The organism is Plantibacter sp. CFBP 13570 (genome assembly GCF_014841395.1).
GTDB lineage: Bacteria > Actinomycetota > Actinomycetes > Actinomycetales > Microbacteriaceae > Plantibacter > Plantibacter auratus.
The window spans coordinates 65,883-79,951 of the sequence record NZ_JACYTW010000012.1 but is presented as its reverse complement, the minus strand read 5'-3'; the positions used below and the strand labels follow the sequence as shown (position 1 = coordinate 79,951).

Annotated in this window: 14 protein-coding genes; 5 read left to right on the top strand and 9 right to left on the bottom strand. The window is 67.3% G+C overall.

What is annotated here, in order from left to right; genetic code table 11:
• The 3 genes from dhaL to trpD form a co-directional block, all read right to left on the bottom strand.
• On the bottom strand, positions 1-486 hold a 486-nt coding region (gene dhaL / locus IFT89_RS06695), incomplete at its 3' end, for a dihydroxyacetone kinase subunit DhaL (RefSeq protein WP_202938549.1).
• A 4-nt stretch (positions 487-490) separates the two neighbouring features.
• The gene (gene dhaK / locus IFT89_RS06690) at positions 491-1,492 is read right to left on the bottom strand and encodes a dihydroxyacetone kinase subunit DhaK (RefSeq protein ID WP_137241633.1); all 1,002 of its coding nucleotides are present in this window, start codon (positions 1,490-1,492) and stop codon (positions 491-493) included.
• Between the two features lie 116 nt (positions 1,493-1,608).
• Positions 1,609-2,670, bottom strand: a complete 1,062-nt coding sequence (gene trpD / locus IFT89_RS06685; protein WP_086473228.1) for an anthranilate phosphoribosyltransferase — start codon at positions 2,668-2,670, stop codon at positions 1,609-1,611.
• 183 nt (positions 2,671-2,853) lie between these two features.
• Here trpD and ctaE point away from each other — a divergent pair, with 183 nt between their 5' ends.
• Genes ctaE through qcrB form a run of 4 tightly spaced genes read left to right on the top strand, consistent with a single transcriptional unit; the run spans position 2,854 to position 7,099 of the window.
• Positions 2,854-3,483: an aa3-type cytochrome oxidase subunit III gene (gene ctaE, locus IFT89_RS06680; protein ID WP_428844491.1), complete on the top strand. Its 630-nt coding sequence runs from the start codon at positions 2,854-2,856 to the stop codon at positions 3,481-3,483.
• A gap of 18 nt (positions 3,484-3,501) precedes the next feature.
• Positions 3,502-4,347, top strand: coding sequence for a cytochrome bc1 complex diheme cytochrome c subunit (gene qcrC / locus IFT89_RS06675; protein WP_064296976.1), 846 nt, complete (start codon positions 3,502-3,504; stop codon positions 4,345-4,347).
• A gap of 35 nt (positions 4,348-4,382) precedes the next feature.
• The gene (gene qcrA, locus IFT89_RS06670) at positions 4,383-5,468 is read left to right on the top strand and encodes a cytochrome bc1 complex Rieske iron-sulfur subunit (RefSeq protein ID WP_064296977.1); all 1,086 of its coding nucleotides are present in this window, start codon (positions 4,383-4,385) and stop codon (positions 5,466-5,468) included.
• Positions 5,465-7,099, top strand: a complete 1,635-nt coding sequence (qcrB, locus tag IFT89_RS06665) for a cytochrome bc1 complex cytochrome b subunit (RefSeq protein ID WP_064296978.1) — start codon at positions 5,465-5,467, stop codon at positions 7,097-7,099. The genes qcrA and qcrB overlap by 4 nt, the downstream gene beginning before the upstream one ends.
• A gap of 726 nt (positions 7,100-7,825) precedes the next feature.
• Here the strand turns inward: qcrB and IFT89_RS06660 are convergent.
• From IFT89_RS06660 to IFT89_RS06635, 6 genes are all read right to left on the bottom strand, one after another.
• Complete coding sequence (locus tag IFT89_RS06660; protein WP_137241631.1) at positions 7,826-8,278, bottom strand: GNAT family N-acetyltransferase; 453 nt, start codon at positions 8,276-8,278, stop codon at positions 7,826-7,828.
• On the bottom strand, positions 8,278-8,700 hold the full coding sequence (locus IFT89_RS06655; RefSeq protein WP_064296980.1) for a cytochrome c oxidase subunit 4: 423 nt from the start codon (positions 8,698-8,700) through the stop codon (positions 8,278-8,280). The genes IFT89_RS06660 and IFT89_RS06655 overlap by 1 nt, the downstream gene beginning before the upstream one ends.
• Positions 8,701-8,705: 5 nt before the next feature.
• On the bottom strand, positions 8,706-10,433 hold the full coding sequence (gene ctaD, locus IFT89_RS06650) for an aa3-type cytochrome oxidase subunit I (RefSeq protein ID WP_085510953.1): 1,728 nt from the start codon (positions 10,431-10,433) through the stop codon (positions 8,706-8,708).
• Entirely contained in the window at positions 10,430-11,332 is a 903-nt protein-coding gene (gene ctaC, locus IFT89_RS06645) for an aa3-type cytochrome oxidase subunit II (RefSeq protein ID WP_079706003.1), read from the bottom strand. The genes ctaD and ctaC overlap by 4 nt, the downstream gene beginning before the upstream one ends.
• Before the next feature lie 162 nt (positions 11,333-11,494).
• Positions 11,495-11,860 carry an iron-sulfur cluster insertion protein ErpA gene (erpA, locus tag IFT89_RS06640; protein ID WP_064296983.1) on the bottom strand — a complete coding sequence of 122 codons (366 nt, stop codon included), beginning with the start codon at positions 11,858-11,860 and terminating at the stop codon, positions 11,495-11,497.
• Between the two features lie 106 nt (positions 11,861-11,966).
• Positions 11,967-13,412, bottom strand: coding sequence for a dipeptidase (locus IFT89_RS06635; RefSeq protein WP_194644649.1), 1,446 nt, complete (start codon positions 13,410-13,412; stop codon positions 11,967-11,969).
• 43 nt (positions 13,413-13,455) lie between these two features.
• Between IFT89_RS06635 and IFT89_RS06630 the strand changes: the two genes are divergently transcribed.
• On the top strand, positions 13,456-14,055 hold the full coding sequence (locus IFT89_RS06630) for a DUF3043 domain-containing protein (RefSeq protein ID WP_064296985.1): 600 nt from the start codon (positions 13,456-13,458) through the stop codon (positions 14,053-14,055).
• Positions 14,056-14,069: the final 14 nt, after the last annotated feature.

The window sequence follows — 14,069 nt, the reverse complement described above, 5'->3', positions numbered from 1 at the left end:
GGCGTCCGCGGCTGCGGCCAGCACCCGTGCCGGCGACTCCCCCGCCGCCGCCGCCGCGGATGCAGCGTCCACGGCGGGTGTCCACGCGTCGACCATGGTCTTGTCGCCGACCTCGGCCTTGCCACGGAGCACGATCCCGTCGCGTGCCGCCGTCAGCAGGGCGACGACGGCATCGGCGTCGAGGTCCTCCTGGCCGGCCACGGCGATCGACGCCTTGAGCAGCGCGGTGCCGTACAGCGGGCCGCTCGCGCCTCCGACGGTCGAGATGAGCGTCGTCGCGGCGAGCTTGAGGATGTCGGCGGGCGTCGCATCGGCCGGCTGCTCGTCGAGCTTCGGCAGGATCGCGGAGAACCCGCGGTCGAGGTTCTCGCCATGGTCGCCGTCTCCGATGTCACGGTCGAGCGTGATCAGCTCCACCCGATGCTCTGCGACGACCGCAGCACTCCCCCGCATCCAGGCGATCGCCCAGGCTCCGTCCAATCCCATCCGTCTACCGTCCCCACCGGAGCGCCGCGGTCTGCACCGGGGCGTCCCACAATTCGATCAGTTCGTCGTCGAGTTTCAGGAGGGTGATCGACACACCCTGCATCTCGAGGCTGGTCGTGTAGTTCCCCACGAGCGACCGTGCCACCTCGATCCCGCGCTCCGCGAGCGCCTCGGCCACGCGGCGGAAGACGATGGAGAGCTCGACCTGCGGCGTCCCGCCCATCCCGTTCACCAGGACGAGGGCCCGCTCGCCCGGCGCGTACGGCAAGTCCTCGAGGATGGCGGCGAGCAGCCGGTCGACGATCCGGTCGGCGGGCTCCAGCGGGATGCGTTCACGGCCGGGCTCACCGTGGATCCCGATGCCGATCTCGATCTCGTCGTCGGCCAGGGTGAAACTCGGCTCGCCCGCGTGCGGGACGACGCACGGGGTGAGTGCCACGCCCATCGTGCGGGTGCGCTCGTTGACCTTCGTCGCGAGGTCGGCGACCTCGTCGAGTCCTCCCCCGGCCTCGGCACGTGCGCCGGCGAGCTTCTCCACGAGGACGGTGCCGGCGACACCCCGTCGCCCCGCCGTGTAGAGCGAGTCCTTCACCGCGACGTCGTCGTCGACGATGACCGAGCGCACCTCGATGCCCTCGGCCAGCGCGAGGTCGGCCGCGGTCTCGAAGTTGAGGACGTCGCCCGTGTAGTTCTTGACGATGTGCAGGACGCCGGCACCACCGTCCACCGCCTTCGTGGCGGCGAGGATGGGGTCCGGAGTGGGCGAGGTGAACACCGGGCCTGGTACGGCGGCGTCGAGCATCCCGAATCCGACGAACCCGCCGTGGAGGGGTTCGTGCCCGCTGCCGCCGCCGCTCACGATCCCCACCTTCCCGGCGACCGGGGCATCGGCTCGGGCGATGAACACCGGGTCGAGCGACACGGTGACGAGGTCGGGGTGCGCGGCGCCGAAACCGGCCACCGCCTCGACGACGACGTCCTTGGGATCATTGATGAGCTTCTTCATTGAATCCTCCTGCAAGATCGGTTCGGGTCCGCCGACCGGGTACGCCGGCATCGGGTCTCAACCTACGCGCTGCGGCCCACCGCCGGTAGGGCCGGAAGACCCGGCCACGGCGCGGATCAGCGCGAGCCGAGCGTGCGGGTGGCGTCCACCCAGGCGTCGAGTGTCGCGGTCGCCGCACCCGAGTCGATGACGGCCGCGGCGGACACGAGCGCTGCGGCGAACCGCTCGAGGATCGGCCGCTGGGCCTGCGTCGGATCCTCCGACAGTTCGAACGCCACGATCCCGGCCGCGGCGTTCAGCAGGACGATGTCGCGGACGGGACCCTCCTCGCCGGCCAGCGTGGCGCGCACGACACCGGCGTTGTGCTGGGCGTCACCGCCGATGAGATCGTCGATCGACGCACGGCGGATGCCGAGTTCCCGGGGATCCAGGTCGTGCTCGGTGACGGCTCCGCGGGTGATCTCCCAGAGGTGGCTGTGTCCCGTCGTCGTCAGTTCGTCGAGTCCGTCGTCGCCCCGGAAGACGAGGGCGGTCGCCCCACGCGTCTGGAAGACGCCCACGAACAACGGGATGCGGTCGGCGTGCGCGACGCCGACCGCCGACGCCTCCGGGCGAGCCGGGTTGACGAGCGGGCCCAGGAAGTTGAAGACCGTCGGCACGCCGAGCTCCGCACGAACCGCCCCTGCGTGGCCGAAACCGGGGTGGAACGCCGCCGCGTACGCGAAGGTGATGCCCGTCGACGCCAGCACCTCCCCCACCAGGTCCGTCGGCAGGGCGAGGTCGACGCCGAGCGCCGAGAGCACGTCGCTCGATCCCGAGGCGGAGCTCGCCGCGCGGTTGCCGTGCTTGATGACCGGGATGCCCGTCGCGGCCGCGACGATGGACGCGGTCGTCGAGATGTTGACCGTGCCGAAGCGGTCGCCGCCGGTGCCGACGATGTCGAGGGCCCGAGACGGGGCGACGAGCGGCTTCGCGTGGTCGAGGATCGCGTCGCGGAACCCGACGATCTCGTCCACCGTCTCCCCCTTCCGACGCAACGCGATGAGGAAGCCGGCCAGCTGGGCGTCCGTCACCTGACCGGTCATGATCCGTTCCATCGCCCACGTCGACTCCGACACACTGAGATCGGTTCCGGCGAGCAGGTCGCCGATGAGCGTCGGCCAGGTCGTGAGAGGCATGTCGACGATCTTACAAGCGCGACTCGCCGACGCCTCGAGCGGCCTGTGGAGGCGAAGATCACATGAATCCCGCAGCAGAACCGAAGATTCCGGTCAGGAAATAAGGCTAGCCTTACTGATCCGAGCGTGGTCGCCGCCCCCGAAATGCGAAAAACCGCTCCGGCTTTCGGCCATAATGGAGGGGTGACGAGCACCTCAATCAACCTTGCGCCGAGCGCGCCCCGGATCAACCGACCGAACACGGTCGCGGTTGGAACGATCGTCTGGCTGGGCAGCGAGGTCATGTTCTTCGCCGGCCTCTTCGCGATCTACTTCACGCTGCGATCGATGGCTCCCGAGCTGTGGGCGGCCGAAGCCGGTCGCCTGAACGTCCCGTACTCGACGATCAACACGATCATCCTCGTGTCCTCGTCGTTCACGTGCCAGTTCGGCGTCTTCGCAGCGGAGCGCATGCAGCCCCGCATGACGGGCTGGAGCCCGCGCAAGTGGGGCATGGTCGAGTGGTTCTTCCTCACCTACGCCCTGGGCGCCGTGTTCGTCTCCGGCCAGATCCTCGAGTACGCGACGCTCGTCAGCGAGGGCATCTCCCTCAGCTCGAACGCGTACGGCTCGGCGTTCTACCTCACGACCGGCTTCCACGGCCTGCACGTGACCGGTGGCCTCATCGCCTTCCTCCTCGTGATCGGCCGTGCCTACGCCGTCAAACGATTCGGCCACAAGGAGGCGACGAGCGCCATCGTCGTCTCGTACTACTGGCACTTCGTCGACGTCGTGTGGATCGGCCTCTACTTCGTCATCTACATCCTGCGCTGACCCGGAATGACTGACTCCATGAAGACTGACCCCACCCAGACGACGACCACCAAGGCGTCCAAGAAGGCCGCCCGCGCCACGCGCAAGAGCGGCCGCCGCAGCCCGTTCGCCTCGGCGGCGCTGCTCGCGATCGGCCTCCTCGTGACCGGTGGCGCCTACGCAGCCGTCAGCGTCAGCACGGCCAGCGCAGAGCCCGTCGCCGCTGCCAAGTCGCAGGCCTCCGTCGACGAGGGCGAGAAGCTCTTCTCCGCGAACTGCGCCACCTGCCACGGCCTCGACATGCAGGGCACGACCGCCGGACCGAGCCTCCTCGGCGTCGGTGCCGCCGCCGTCGACTTCCAGGTCGGCACCGGCCGGATGCCGCTGCAGAACCAGGGCCCGCAGGCCCCGGAGAAGCCCGTGCAGTTCACCGAGGAGCAGATCTCCTCCCTCGCGGCGTACGTCGCCTCGGTCGCACCCGGCCCGGAGATCCCCGAGGAGCAGTACCTCGACGGTGAGGGCGACGCCTCCAACGGCGCACAGCTCTTCCGCATCAACTGCGCGATGTGCCACAACGTCGCAGCCGCCGGTGGCGCCCTGACCGAGGGCAAGTACGCTCCCTCGCTCGTCGGCGTCAGCGCGGCCCACATCTACGAGGCCATGATCACCGGCCCGCAGAACATGCCCGTCTTCAACGACATGAACCTCTCCCCCGAGGACAAGCGCGACATCATCACCGCGCTCAAGTTCATGGAGAAGAACCCGTCACCGGGCGGCAACGACCTCGGCTCGCTCGGCCCCGTCTCCGAGGGCCTGTTCCTCTGGATCTTCGGCCTCGGCTCGATCGTGGCCCTCACCGTCTGGATCACCGCGAAGTCGAACTGACCGACGCGGATCGACAACACGTAAGAAGGAGCACCATGGCTCACGACAACTCGAGCGGCTCGGGTCACCCAGCCGCCGACTCGTCTGCCGATCCGTCCGCCCACGGGCAGGAGCTGCAGGTCGCGACCGGTACCGGGGTCATCTCCCGCGACGCCGTCGTCGACCCCGGACTGCCTCCGCACCGGAAGCGCGTGACGGACCTCGACCCCAAGAAGGACAAGCGGGCCGAGCGCGCCGTCTACACCCTCTTCTACCTGTCGATCGCCGGCAGCGTCTGGGCGGTCGCCGCCTACATGGCGTTCCCGATCGAGCCCGAGGACATCGCCTCGGTCCGCCTGAACAACCTGTTCATCGGTCTCGGCATGGCGTTGGCCCTGCTCGCGATTGGTATCGGCGCCGTGCACTGGGGCAAGGCCCTCATGCACGACGAAGAAGGCATCGACTACCGTCACAAGGTCGGCGGCAACCAGGTCAGCCGCGATCGCGCGGTGGAGATCATGCACCAGGCGAACGTCGAGTCCGGCATCGGACGACGCGCGCTCATCCGCAACAGCCTCATCGGCTCCCTCATCGTCTTCCCGCTCCCGGGCATCGCGCTGTTCCGCGGTCTCGCGCCGTACGACGAAGACCCCGTCGAGCTCATGCAGCACACGATGTGGAAGGAAGGCACGCGCCTCGCCCGCGACCCGTCCGGTACGCCCATCAAGGCGTCCGACGTGACCCTCGGCAGCGCGTTCCACGTGATCCCCGAGAACCTTCACGAGGCCGACCACGTCCTCAACGAGAAGGCCAAGGCGATCGTGCTGCTCATGCGGCTGAAGCCCGAAGACCTCGTCGAGGAGGAGTCCAAGAAGGACTGGTCCTACGACGGCATCGTCGCCTACTCCAAGGTGTGCACGCACGTCGGTTGCCCTGTCGCGCTCTACGAGCAGCAGACGCACCACCTGCTCTGCCCCTGCCACCAGTCGCAGTTCGATGTCACGAACCACTGCGCGGTCATCTTCGGACCGGCCGCCCGGCCGCTTCCGCAGCTGCCGATCACCGTCGACGACGAGGGCTACCTCGTCGCGCGGAGCGACTTCCACGAACCTGTCGGCCCGAGCTTCTGGGAGCGTCATTGAGCACCTCGACCGCAACACGCGCCCCTGAGCAGGCCAAGGCCGCTCCGGCGAAGAGCTCCGGTGGATTCACCGGCGCCGCAGCGAACTACCTCGAAGAGCGGACGTCCATCTCGGTCGCCGTCAAGGAGTTCGGCCGCAAGATCTTCCCCGACCACTGGTCGTTCCTCCTCGGTGAGGTCGCGCTCTACAGCTTCGTCATCATCCTGCTGTCGGGCTCCTTCCTCACCTTCTTCTTCCAGGCATCGATGGCCGAGGTCCACTACGACGGCTCCTTCGTCCCGCTGAAGAACATCGAGATGTCCGTCGCCATGGCGTCGACGCTCGACATCTCCTTCGACATCCGCGGCGGCCTCCTGATGCGTCAGGTGCACCACTGGGCGGCCCTGCTGTTCGTGGCGTCCATCGGCCTGCACATGCTGCGCATCTTCTTCACCGGTGCGTTCCGCAAGCCGCGTGAGCTGAACTGGGTGATCGGTTTCGTCCTGTTCATCCTGGCCATGGCCGAGGGCTTCACCGGGTACTCGCTGCCCGACGACCTGCTCTCCGGTAACGGTCTGCGGATCATCGACGGCATGGTCAAGGGTCTGCCCATCATCGGTACGTGGACGACCTTCCTGCTGTTCGGTGGAGAGTTCCCGGGCACCGACATCGTCGGCCGGCTCTACACGCTCCACATCCTGCTCCTGCCGGCGCTGGTGCTGCTCTTCATCGCCCTGCACCTGGTGTTCGTCGTCGTGCACAAGCACACGCAGTTCCCGGGCGCCGGTCGCACCGAGCAGAACGTGGTCGGATTCCCCGTCCTCCCCGTCTACGCCGCGAAGGCCGGTGGCTTCTTCTTCATCGTCTTCGGTGTCGTGATGCTCATCGCCTCGCTGTTCACGATCAACCCGATCTGGAACTACGGACCGTACGACCCCTCCCCGGTCTCGGCGGGTACGCAGCCTGACTGGTACATCGGGTTCGCCGACGGCGCGCTCCGACTGGTTCCGCCGCACCTCGAGTTCGTCCTCTGGGATCACACGTTCTCGTTCAACATCATCCTTCCCGTCCTCGTGCTGGGTCTGTTCATCGTCACGGTGTTCATCTACCCGTTCGTCGAGGCGTGGATCACGGGTGACAAGCGCGAGCACCACATCCTCGACCGTCCGCGCAACGCGCCGACCCGCACCGCCATCGGTGCTGCCGGTGTCACCTTCTACGCCGCTCTCTGGGCTGCTGCGAGCTCGGACATCATCGCCACGCACTTCAAGGTGACGATGGAGGGCGTGATCCACACGCTGCAGGCGATCCTCATCCTCGGACCGTTCATCGCCTACTTCATCGCGAAGCGCACCTGCCTGGCGCTGCAGAAGAAGGATCGCGAGATCCTCCTCCACGGCTACGAGACCGGGCGCATCGTCCGCCTCCCCGGGGGCGAGTTCATCGAGGTCCACGAGCCCGTCGACGAGTACGAGCGCTGGCGCCTCGCGAGCTACGACGACCACAAGCCGTTGATGATCCGTCCGAACGCCAAGGGCAAGATCACCGGCGTCCAGAAGGCTCGCGCCGCGATGTCCCGCTGGTTCTTCGAGGATCGGATCGCTCCGGTCACGAACACGGAGATCGAACGTTCCCACGGCGACCACCACTAGGCGGATCCCCTGGGAAAGCCCCGCAGTCCTCACGGACTGCGGGGCTTTCGTCGTTGCGGGCGGGGATCGCCGAACTGCGCCGCGGCAAGACGCGTGCGACAGCGGAGGTCCGTGCACCCTCTCCCCCGTTCTCCGGGCGCCGAAGGCCGCTGCGGATGAGGTGAAGCCCTTCGACACGCTCAGGGACCCGCGTTCGCTCACCGCGGTTGCCGCATTCCTGCGCGACAGCAGACGATGGGAGCCGATCGACCGGCCCCGGCGGCGACGTTCCCGACCCAGGGTGATCGGGGCCGTACTGAGGAGACACCGGACCACTGCTGCCCGCCGACGGGCTCAGGGACCGGAATGGCCTGCGCCAGATCCCTTCTGTACGCACCCAGAGTTCGCTGTGGGCGGCGCGCGCGCCCGTCAGGCTCAGGGCCAGGTTCGCACTCTGCGCCAGGTCTCTTCGATACGCACGCCGAGTCCTCTGCGGGCGGCGGTGTGCGCCCTCGACATCCTCGGGGACCGGGGGCGCTCCCCTGGTCTATCAGACGTGCGCAGGGGTCACCGGCGTACGGCTGCCACTGTGGACCCAGCCTGGCCGGCCGGAAGGGTGACGATCACGACCTTGGGGGCGGGTGCGCGCACCAGTGCCGGCTGCTCGTTCTCCACGTCCAGGCGAGCACCAGAACACGAAAAAGCCCCCGAGCTTGGCTCGGGGGCTCTTCGATGACGCTTCGGGAATCAGCCCAGCGGGAGGATCTTCTTGTAGAACTCAGCCGTCACGTTGTAGCCGAGACGACGGTAGAAGTCGCCGGCTCGAGAGGTGGACATCGTCAGCTGGCGCGCACCGCGCTCAACGGCGTAGTGCTCGTTCGCCTCGACCAGGGCCGATCCGATGCCGGCGCCGCGGGCCGTCTCGTCGACGACGAGCTCCTGCAGGTGGGCGGTCAGGCCGGCCGCGTGCAGCAGCCGGGACACCGTCATCAGAGTGTATCCGACGACACGATCCGATTCGTCGACCGCGACGTACAGCACGTTGGTCTCGTCTTCACGAGGGCGCATAACGTTGTTGTACGCAGCCATGAAGTCGTCCGCAGCAGGCGGGATGGACCCCGTGATCAGCTGGCCGGCCAGCGCGAAGACGGCTGAACGGTCGTCGGGCTGACCACGACGGATGCTGAACGAGGCGACCATCAGCGTGCGAAGTATCCGCGGTAGTACTCGTAGTTCCAACCGACGACCGCGATGACGACCAGCGGGATGCCGATGATCGCGATCCAGAACCCGACCGCCAGACCCAGCACGAGCAGACCGCACGCACCGGCGAGGATGATGGGCCACCAGCTCCACGGGCTGAAGTGCCCGATCTCCGGATCGCCGTCGTCGATGTTCGCCGTCAGCGTGTCCTCGGGGAGCTCGGCGCCCTGGCTCTTGTGCACCCGGCTGAGGTAGAAGCCGAGGAAGGCGCTCAGGATCGCGGCGAGAGCCAGGGTGACCGTGCCGACCCACTCGACCCGGCCGTGCAGCGGGTCGACGAGCGACCACACCGTGTAGACCGCGCAGAGGAGGGCGCAGAACACCGTCAGGATCGTGAAGAGGATGATATTGGCGCGCATGGCGGCTACTTCACCTTTCCGGCGTCGAGGTCGAGCGTGGGTGCGTCAGGCGCGTCCTTCGCGGGACCGACGCCGACCGGGATACCGACCTCGGGGTGGTGGAGGTCGAAGGCCGGGCGCTCCGAGCGGATGCGCGGGATGGAGACGAAGTTGTGACGCGGCGGGGGCGAGCTGGTCGCCCACTCGAGCGATCCCCCGTAACCCCACGGGTCATCCTCGGTGACTCGCGGAGCCTTCCGGATCGTGATGTACACGTTCAGGAAGAAGGGCAGCAGCGAGATGGCGAGGATGAAGGAGCCCACGGTCGACAGCTGGTTCATCCAGGTGAAGCCGTCCTCGGGCGAGTACGTCGCGTAGCGGCGCGGGAACCCGATGACGCCCAGCCAGTGCTGGATGAGGAACGTCGTGTGGAAGCCGATGAAGAGCAGCCAGAAGTGCCAGTAGCCGAGCTTCTCGTTGAGCATCTTGCCCGTCCACTTCGGCCACCAGAAGTAGAAGCCGGCGAACATGGCGAACACGACCGTGCCGAACACGACGTAGTGGAAGTGCGCCACGACGAAGTAGGAGTCGGAGACGTGGAAGTCGAGCGGCGGCGAAGCGAGGATGACACCGGTGAGTCCACCGAAGACGAAGGTGATCAGGAAGCCGATCGACCAGAGCATCGGGGTCTCGAAAGTGACCGAACCGCGCCACATCGTCCCGAGCCAGTTGAAGATCTTCACACCGGTCGGAACCGCGATGAGCATCGTCATGAGGGCGAAGAACGGCAGGAGCACCGATCCGGTGACGTACATGTGGTGCGCCCACACGGTCACGGAGAGCGCAGCGATCGCGATCGTCGCGTAGATCAGGGTCTTGTAGCCGAAGATCGGCTTGCGGCTGAACACCGGGAAGATCTCGGACACGATGCCGAAGAACGGCAGCGCGATGATGTAGACCTCGGGGTGCCCGAAGAACCAGAACAGGTGCTGCCACAGGATGACACCGCCGTTGGCCGCGTCGTAGATGTGGGCGTCGAACACGCGGTCCGCTGCGAGGCCGAAGAGGGCCGCTGCGAGCACCGGGAACGCCATCAGGACGAGGATGGACGTCACGAGGACGTTCCACGTGAAGATCGGCATGCGGAACATCGTCATGCCGGGGGCGCGCATCGTGATGATCGTGGTGATGAAGTTGACGCCACCGAGGATGGTGCCGAAGCCGCTGAGCGCCAGGCCGAGTACCCAGAGATTGCCTCCGAGCCCTGGCGAGAACGTCGTACTCGACAGTGGCGCATAGGCGAACCAGCCGAAGGCGGCGGCACCCTGCGGGGTGAGGAAACCACCGACGGCGATGAGGCTACCGAAGGCGTAGAGCCAGAACGCGAAGGCGTTCAGTCGCGGGAAGGCGACGTCCGGTGCGCCGATCTGCAGCGGCATGAGCGCGTTCGCGAACCCGGCGAAGAGCGGCGTCGCGAACATGAGGAGCATGATCGTGCCGTGCATCGTGAAGAGCTGGTTGTACTGCTCCTTGGTCTCCACGATCGTGCCGCCGGGCTCGAAGAGCTGGGCACGGATGATGAGCGCCATCACGCCGCCGAGGCAGAAGAAGATGAACGAGGCGATCAGGTACATGTACCCGATGGTCTTGTGGTCGGTGGAGGTGATCCACTTGACCAGGATGTTGCCCTTGCGCTCGACCGAGGTGCGTCCGACGACGCTCGCCTGGCCTGCGGGAAGCGTGGTGGAGGTCATTCCCCGTCTCCGTGCTCTTCGAGACCTGCCGGCGCCTTGGTGCCGGGGAGGTTGCTGTTGCGATCGTATTCCGTGCCGTAGTCGCCGATGTTGCCCGACTCGGCCAGGTCTTCGAGGTGCTTGTCGTACTCGGCCTGCGAGACGACCTTCACGTTGAAGAGCATGAGCGAGTGGTACTCGCCGCAGAGCTCGGCGCACTTACCGGCGTACGTGCCCTCGCGCTCAGGGGTGAAGGACATGTAGTTCGTCTTGCCCGGGATCATGTCCTTCTTGTAGAGGAAGTCGATGACCCAGAAGGAGTGGATGACGTCGCGCGACTGCAGCGCGATCTTCACCGTCTTGCCGACGGGCAGGTAGAGCGTGGGGAGGGCGTCCTGGTCGATGACGCCACCGGGCTTCTCATCGGCCTGCACGCCTGCGGTCCAGACGTCCTGGCCGTTGACGGCCTCGTCGTACACGAAGTCCCACGCCCACTGCTTGGCGAAGACCTCGATGGCCACGTCGGGATCCTCGTACTGGGTCTCGATCGCGTTCTGGTCGCGGGCCGTGAAGGCGAAGAAGCCGAGGACCAGGATGAGCGGGACGATCGTGTAGAAGATCTCGATCGGCATGTTGTACCGCAGCTGGACCGGGAGACCGGTCTGCCCCTTGCGACGTCGGTACACGATGACGGCCCAGATGATGAGCCCCCACGTGATGACACCGACTGCGAGCAGCACCAGCCATGCCGTCACCCACAGGCCCGCGATGCGGTCCGTGTGGTTCGTGACGGGAGATTCGCCCTCGACGAATCCCGGCAGGTAACCATGCAGTTCCGCCTGCGTACAACCCGCCAGGACTATGGCGAGTGTGGCTGCGACCGGAATGGCAGCCCATCTGAGACGACGAGTCGAGCGCACCTCTGAAACCTTTCGAATACACACCTGTGGATCGCCCCCCAGTCTAGTGGGGATGGGCGGTGAACGCCGGACCATTCGCGTCCGCGGTGCGGGATCGTGACCGGAATGACGAAGGGGAAACCACCCGCGACCGGGTAATTTCCCCTTCAGGAAGAATCTGGCTCAGTGGAAGCTGTCGCCGCAGGCGCAGCTGCCCTCGGCATTGGGGTTGTCGATGGTGAACCCCTGCTTCTGGATGGTGTCCTCGAAGTCGATCTTGGCGCCGTCGAGGTAGGGGACGCTCATCTTGTCGACGATCACCTCGACACCGTCGAAGTCGACCGTGGCGTCGCCGTCGAGCATGCGCTCGTCGAAGTACAGCTGGTAGATGAGGCCCGAGCACCCACCCGGCTGGACGGCCACGCGGAGACGGAGGTCGTCGCGACCCTCCTGCTCGAGGAGGCTCTTGACCTTCTGCGCCGCCGTGTCGGACAGGCCGACGCCGTGAGCCGCGTCGATCTTGGTCTCGGTCAGGATGGTGTCGCTCATGATGCTCCTCGCGAGGTCTGGCGGCGCCGGGTCGACGCCTGTGTGAGATTCTACCGCCTGCCGCGCCGGACGCACCCCGTGGTTCCGGCGGGGCGTCCGGCGCCGACTACGCGTCGGCGGACGGGCGGGGTGCGGCCGCCAGGCGAGCGAGGAGCACCGCCTCCGTGAGGATCGCCTTCTGGAAGACGCCGAGGTGCAGCGACTCGTTCGGGCTGTGGGCGCGCGAGTGCGGGTCCTCGACACCGGTGACGAGGATCTGGGCGTCCGGGAAGACCCGGACGAGGTCGGCGATGAACGGGATCGATCCGCCGACGCCCGTCTCCACGGGCTCGACCTCCCAGGCGTCGGCCATGGCGCGCTTCGCCTCGGCGACGGCCCAACCGCTCGTGTCCACGAGGAACGGGCTCCCCTGGTCGACCTCGTCGATCGTCAGCTGTGCGCCGAACGGGCTGTTGGCGAGGAGGTGGGCCTCGAGTGCACGGTAGGCCTCGGCCGGATCCTGCCCGGGGGCGATCCGCGCACTGATGCGCACCGACACCTCCGGGATGAGCGTGTTCGAGGCGTTGGCCACCGACGGTGCGTCGATGCCCGTGACGGTGATCGCGGGCTGCGACCAGATCCGGCTGAGGATGGAGCCGCGTCCGATGGGCGAGACCCCCTCGGACAGTCCGGACTCGGCGCGGAGCTGCGCCTCGTCGAACTCCGGGGTGACGGCGTCGTGCGAGGTGAGTCCGTCGACCGCCACCGAACCGTCCGCGTCCCACAGGGTCGCGAGCAGGGTGACCGTGGCCAGCATCGCGTCCGGCACCGCTCCCCCGAGCATCCCGGAGTGGGAGGCGTGGTCGAGGGTCTTCACGCGCAGCCGGAACGTGACGTTGCCACGCAGACCGATCGTCAGCGCCGGTGTCCGCTCGTCCCAGTTGTCGCTGTCGGCGACGACGATCACGTCCGCCGCGAGGGTGTCGCGGTGCTCCTCCAGGAAGGAGCCGAAGGATCGTGAGCCGAACTCCTCCTCGCCCTCGATGAACAGCACGATACCGAGGTCGAGGTCGGAGCCGAGGACCTCGGTGACGGCTCGGATCGCGGCGATGTGGGACATGACGCCGGCCTTGTCGTCAGCCGCGCCCCGTCCGTAGATGCGGCCGTCGCGGACGGTCGGCTCGAACGGCGGCGAGTCCCACTTGTCGTCGCTTCCGGGGGGCTGGACGTCGTGGTGCGCGTAGAGCAGCACGGTCGGTCGGCCGTTCCGTGGTTCGCGGCGGGCCAGCACGGCGGGCTGTCCGAGCTCCGCTCCGCCGTCGATGGCGGACCGGCGCACCGAGACCTCGTCGAAGACACCGAGACCGCGGGCGAGCTCCGCGACCGCTTCGGCACTCCGCGCCACCTCGGCCGCGTCGAACGCCGACCACGACACCGAGGGGATGCGGACGAGCGCCGACAGATCGGCGATCGAGGACGGCAACGCACCGGCGACGGATTCGCGCAGCCGAGCGAGGACTTCCTGGTCGTTGCGTGGGTCTTGGGTCGATTCCGTCGTGGTACCTGTCGTCATGCGAGTAATCTTAAGGGAATCCCCGAATCAAGGACGTTCCATCGTGGCCAAACAGCAGAGCACCCCGGCATCAGAGCCGATCGTCGAGACCGCAGCGCAGACGGCTGAGCGCCTCGCCCGCGGAGCCAAGGAGGCGAAGGGTCGACCCACCCCCTCACGGGCGGAACGCGAGGCGCAGAACAAGCGTCCGCTCGTCCCCTCCGACCGCAAGGAGGCCTCGAAGGCGGCGAAGGCGCAGCAGGCCGAGGCACGGCGGCGGGCGCAGGCCGGCATGGCCGCCGGCGACGACAAGTTCCTCCCGGCACGCGAGCGCGGTCCGCAGAAGAAGTTCGTCCGCGACTACGTCGACGCCCGGTTCAACATCGGCGAGTTCATGATCCCGGTGATGTTCCTCGTGATCATCCTCACCTTCATGCCGGTGCCCGAGATCCAGGTCTACGGCATGCTCACCCTCTGGGTGTTCTTCATCATCGCGATCGCCGACTGCTTCTTCCTCGGCTTCCGCGTCCGGAAGGCGCTGCGGGCGAAGTTCGGGCAGGACGAGCGCGGCGTGCGCTGGTACGCCGCCATGCGAGCGCTGCAGCTGCGCCCGCTCCGCCTGCCCAAGCCGCAGGTCAAGCGCGGCCAGTTCCCCAACAAGTAGTCCCACGAAACCGA